A 4962-nucleotide genomic window follows, 5' to 3' on the forward strand; every position below is an offset into this window, starting at 1 on the left:
CGCTTTTAACTGTCGAACTCGTGTGGTCTGATGCCCGCCAATTGACACCATCGAGAAGCCGGCTAAAACGCTCAACGGATATGCCTGCACGTCTGGCTGCCTCTTCAAGCGAGAATCCCAGGTTAGCCCTTAGTTGAGCGCATTGATGTTTTGAAACATACAGGGTTCCACGAGCGGCCCCGTGCGTCCCTGTTCGCGATAACAGCGTCTTTTTCGCAACGAAGGATCGCAGTTCGCTGATGGTAAACAGATACTGACATGCCGCAGTCGGTAATGAGATCCAGGATTTGGCGTTTTCCCCTGTCGGATAGCGACGGGCTCGCCAGCGTGTGGCTTCGCTTTGAGTAACGTATCTGGTGCCGCCAATTACCTGGCTAACCAACATTCCATTGGCCATGGCCAGCTGCACGCCGGCGATATCCACTTTGAATTGCTTGGCAACTTCTTCGGGTGTTAAGCCGGGTGTCCAAATCCGCGTCAAATGGCGCTTGGCACCATGGGCCAGAGGCGGGTAGCGCTCAACATACTCGTCAAATGTTGCTGGCGCCCCCTTATTGCCCCAGATCTCCTGACATGTGGAGCAATTCGTTGGATGTTTGCGCTCACACCAAAGTTTATAGGTAACGCGCAAGTTGTCGAGCAGTGGCTTGCCGTGCCAGGGCATAGGCCTACCTGCTTTTCGATCTGCGAGCAGTTTCTTTGCCACATTTGCATCTATGTACCAGGTGCCATGTTGGGTTGTTGCCACTGACGCGCCAAATGGGGTTGTACGAATCGTCCCCGGGATATATCCCATCCTGGCAAACTCAGAGAGCTTGTCACTACGAATAGCCAACGCCTGTTTTAGCGTGCTTAGCTGGACGTAGCCCTCAGGCGCAAACACCCGGGTGGACTTCCAGCGACCCCAGGCATCATAGGGAATAACCCAAAGCCGGCCAACCCGATTCGCCCGAAGGTGCCCAGTCCGAATGGCGTGCTGAACAATTGCAATCGATCCTACCTCTTTGCCGGCTGAAGGGATTGTAATGCCGCCCATAACATCGCTCGTTTGCAAGCCCAGGCGTGTGATCTGATTCTGTACTGCGACGGCAGTACGGTTCGCGAGCCGATCGTTAGTGATCTGGCGAAGTCGCTCGGTCAGGGTTAAAGCAATCTCTTTCACGCCAAGTTGGCCCACGAGACTGGCCAGTAAGGCGAGCTCCGGGGCTTGCCACTCGTAGGCAGTCCGATTGCCAAGCTTGCGCGGCACGGGCCAATCAGCGTCTGCAGGTGACCTCCCGTGCCATAGGGTAAAGAGTTCATTGAACGTCTTGGACTTGGTCAGTTTTCGCATAGCCGCCGTTTTGCGCACCTGGTCGATCTGCCGAACTGAGCGCCCCAATACGTGTGCCAGGTCATATCCGCTTGCGCGCCAACCATTCTCTAAAACAAATCGTTGCCAGGAGTCGATCTGTGTGTCGCGTTCAAGAGTCGTCATTGCCGAGCCTCACGTTCATCCTGAAGGGCGCGAACACCTGAGAGCATCTGCTGTGGCGCCAAACCAGCGACCGCCCCCAGGAAGGAGACTACGCGGTCCGAAAGGGCGGCAAGGCGATCGTCCGAGATTTCCATCATGGCCCTGTTCCATTGACTAAATGTGCTAGGTAGCGCACGTTTAACGGCTTTGGCTTTGGGAGCGACGTGCCCGAGCGCATCAGCCATGGGCATCCTCATCTTCTCAACACCGCGACGGCTGAAACAAAAGAACTCACCAGGGGCAAGGGCATTTAAGTCGTTGAACTCAATCTTTGAGGCTCGAAACTGGGGAGCCAGCGCGGCCCATGCCGTAGGATCTTCCTGGCAGCCGATGAGGGTGAGGTTCTTATTGGCGAATAGGGATCGGTGAATAGAGCCTGTGTAACGATGTGCAGTTACGAACAGATCCAGCGCCCGCTTGCGGCCGCGTTCGGCAAACTGATTGATGATATCAACTGCCTCGCCCACATCATCTTTGCGTTTTTTGGTTGAGCTAAACACCTGGCCTTCGTCAATCATTAAGAAAATTGGCTTGCGATGGACATCGGCAGCTTCCAGCAGTGCCCGCCCGTAAGCAATGAACTCTGTCGCATCGCCGGCAGCGACCACAACAATGGGCTTATCGCGTTTCTCAAGTCGTCGCGCGAGCGCTTGTGCGTCCGAGACGGCTTTCCCATATAACGACTCCAGCTCGCCCTCCGGATCAACCAACACGCTGACCCAGCCCTGGCGCGAAAGCTGCTCGGCCATCAATAGGCCAGCATTCGTCTTTCCATTGCCGCGTGGACCGATAGCGATGGCCAACAGCCCCGTGGTGGCGTACTCGGCTAACTCAATGGGCGCGCCCCCAAGATCAAGGGTGGCTCCCATCATTTCATTGCGTCGAACAACAGATCGGCTCATTACATTTCCTTGGCAGGTAGAACGATGTCTTTCAGATTCAACACCTGTTTGGCATTGAGGGAGAAAACTACGGCGAAATCGTTTATGGTTTGCTCACTGATAAGCTCAAGCAGCCCATCGCGCCTGGCCTTGGCCAGTAGCTTTCGCAAACTTCCCCAATCATGTCCACCAGCTGGTGTGACCGGGGTCAAATCGCCAATCTCGGCGGTAAGCTGATCGAGGGTATACAACCCTGCGTCAGGGCCAAGATCACAGATCAAACGCTCGTTCAAGATGGAAAGAAGTTGCGCGGTTGGCATATAGCCATGCACCTTGCGGATCAACGCTTTTTCTGCGGGCGTAAATCCACGCGCTGGCGCTTGATTACCAATGTCTTTGCGCAATTCACTTTGTGGCAATGTGCCCACATCTAGCCGCTTGGCCTCAGGGCGAGTGGAGCAAGAGCAACACACGCTCGTAGAAAAATCATCGTCTTCAGATTCGTTGAGCCTGCAGCCGCATAGTCGGCACTTCACGTTCGCATCAAGAAGATTTGTCATAGGAGATCTCTGGCGTATAAGAGCTCGCCTACTTAGGGTAGCGAGTCAATTTGGAATTTGGGGAAACAGGATTTTGAGAATAAAGAAACGAGACTTTGATTCCAAGGTTTTGGGCGCGATAATTTTGGCAGCCGTTGTTTGCCGCATTGCGCTGGCCAGATGTCAAGCCACCAGCTCCACAGGGATTTCTACGACCTCACCAAGCGTGCTGGCCACATAAACACGAAGAGCTGCGACCAGAGGCAAGGGGCCAAATGCGATCCAGTCGCCCGCATGGTTGTGGATATGCGCTTCACAACGCGATTCTGGCTTTGATTCCAGCCAGCATTTCAGCTCGAATCCCTGGATGCCATCAATGATCGGTCCGCCTTTTGCCCAGTTAAGGTAGGTGATCTGAGCACCCCACGGCTCGTCCGAACCCCGAACATGCCAAAGGCATTGAGCGTTAATCCCAACTACAACGTGCACGCCCAAACACTTAGCGACCGCCCAATCAAGAGCTACGCCCGAAAGGGTATTAACGTGAACTTGCACAGTGCTTTGTCTGGTCGGCATGAGATTTCTTCCTTTACTTAGTGTTAAGGAGCCTCTGAATAAGTCGAACGGCAAGTATGCACTGTCGTTCGGGATGGGCTGCAAGGCGCAAACCGCAGTGATAGCCGTAGCTATCGCGAGGAGTTGCAACGCCGCAGAACGCCCGAATCGACAGATCCAGACGGCGTGAGGACTTGTTCAGAGGCTCCTTAACTCTTGAATCCAGTCTACCGAGCCAATGGAAAAAACCGAAACTATGTTTGGGGGCGCTCCACTTTCGGAACTGGTTCGCCAAGCCCTTGAGACGACGCCGTCCAAAATACAATCTCGTCGCTAAGCAAACGGTGATCGGGATAACGATTGCGAATGGCCCTCAGGTTCTGCTCTGTGTTGGCACATCGCGCAATGGCGTGTTTTGTGGGTACTCCAAAAACGTCAACCGCACTGTCGGGGGAAAAGATGACAGGGGTTGCCGCATTGATCGCCATGAGCTTGTCGATTCGCTCCGTATAGCTGGCCAGCATCGCGAGAAAGACTGCCTCAGGCTCAATGTCTTCCCCGGTTCTCTGTTCAGAGAACGTTTTCAAGGCTTGTTGCTCCTGCGCATTGACAAACACCTGAGTCGGGCCGCCATCGCCCCGATCCTCAACCTCACCTATCGGTTGTCCCGACAAATACAATTGGGCGCTCCAGGCCAGACCGTCGTCCGTGGTTGTGGTTTTGATGTTTGTCAGGCGATAAGGTCCTGCATAGGCGAGAATTTCAGAAATCATGGGTTGCTCCATTGCTCTAATCTGAAACCAGTCTATCGGTGAAGAAGGAGAAACCAAACAATTCGCGCTCAAAAATAAAGCGTTCCCAATTCTGGATTCTGTCAGCGCGTTCACGCACACTTGTTCTGTGAAGCCACGCGTGTGGCAAGGGCGCCGCGACCCACGCGTTGCCTGATCGATTGAATAGGAGAGAGTCGCAATGAGCAATAACATCACATCGGGCGCAGGACCCAGGGCGTTATCACCAAGCAATTTGCATCAGCGCCACCAGATACCGGTCGGCTTGACGCAAATTCTGCGAGAAGCATCAGGAATCATTGAAGCGATTTCAATCAAAGCCCCGGCTGTGCCTGTTCGTTGGCCGATTGTGGATGAGCTAATTGGATACGCGGGCATGCTCGAAGATGCGCAATCGGTGGAGAACCTGGCTCAAAAATCTATGCGGCCTCAGTATCACACTTCAGACATGATCGCTCAGGAGGTGCGCTCACTGCTGTCGACAATGCCTCAGGAGCAGATTTTGGCAACCTTGCGCCAGGCTTATCCAGAGTTACTACAGGCGCCACGCGTGGTCATTGTGACCAGCGAATGTGGGCGCGTGGACCAGATCTTGAGCACCGCCCCCATTGATGTAGCCAACTTTAGCTACGATGTCGAAGACTACGAGCAGGATGACAGTAAGCGTGTGGCCAACCCCA

At 54.2% G+C, this 4962-nt stretch carries 6 protein-coding genes; 1 reads left to right on the top strand and 5 read right to left on the bottom strand.

The annotated features are described in order from the left end of the window. From PuT2_RS15505 to PuT2_RS15525, 5 genes are all read right to left on the bottom strand, one after another. A partial coding sequence (locus tag PuT2_RS15505; protein WP_143516243.1) for a hypothetical protein occupies positions 1-1477 on the bottom strand: 1477 nt, incomplete at its 3' end. Continuing rightward, entirely contained in the window at positions 1474-2418 is a 945-nt protein-coding gene (locus tag PuT2_RS15510) for a hypothetical protein (protein WP_093971900.1), read from the bottom strand. The genes PuT2_RS15510 and PuT2_RS15505, both read right to left, overlap by 4 nt. Continuing rightward, the gene (locus PuT2_RS15515) at positions 2418-2957 is read right to left on the bottom strand and encodes a hypothetical protein (protein ID WP_143516244.1); all 540 of its coding nucleotides are present in this window, start codon (positions 2955-2957) and stop codon (positions 2418-2420) included. Before PuT2_RS15515 ends, PuT2_RS15510 begins: the two co-directional genes overlap by 1 nt. 162 nt (positions 2958-3119) lie before the next feature. Beyond that, entirely contained in the window at positions 3120-3512 is a 393-nt protein-coding gene (locus PuT2_RS15520; RefSeq protein WP_093971902.1) for a phage protein NinX family protein, read from the bottom strand. 233 nt (positions 3513-3745) lie between these two features. Beyond that, a complete protein-coding gene (locus PuT2_RS15525; RefSeq protein ID WP_093971903.1) occupies positions 3746-4264 on the bottom strand; it encodes a hypothetical protein in 519 nt (172 codons plus the stop codon). A gap of 199 nt (positions 4265-4463) precedes the next feature. Here PuT2_RS15525 and PuT2_RS15530 point away from each other — a divergent pair. Beyond that, on the top strand, positions 4464-4962 hold a 499-nt coding region (locus PuT2_RS15530), incomplete at its 3' end, for a hypothetical protein (RefSeq protein WP_143516245.1).

It is taken from the genome of Pusillimonas sp. T2 (assembly GCF_002236805.1).
Lineage (GTDB): Bacteria > Pseudomonadota > Gammaproteobacteria > Burkholderiales > Burkholderiaceae_B > Neopusillimonas.

What these genes read in the sequence shown, in the direction of transcription:
- PuT2_RS15510 (WP_093971900.1), bottom strand. Translation starts at nt 2,418, where the DNA reads ATGAGCCGATCTGTTGTTCGACGCAATGAAATGATGGGAGCCACCCTT.
- PuT2_RS15515 (WP_143516244.1), bottom strand. Translation starts at nt 2,957, where the DNA reads ATGACAAATCTTCTTGATGCGAACGTGAAGTGCCGACTATGCGGCTGC.
- PuT2_RS15520 (WP_093971902.1), bottom strand. Translation starts at nt 3,512, where the DNA reads ATGCCGACCAGACAAAGCACTGTGCAAGTTCACGTTAATACCCTTTCG.
- PuT2_RS15525 (WP_093971903.1), bottom strand. Translation starts at nt 4,264, where the DNA reads ATGATTTCTGAAATTCTCGCCTATGCAGGACCTTATCGCCTGACAAAC.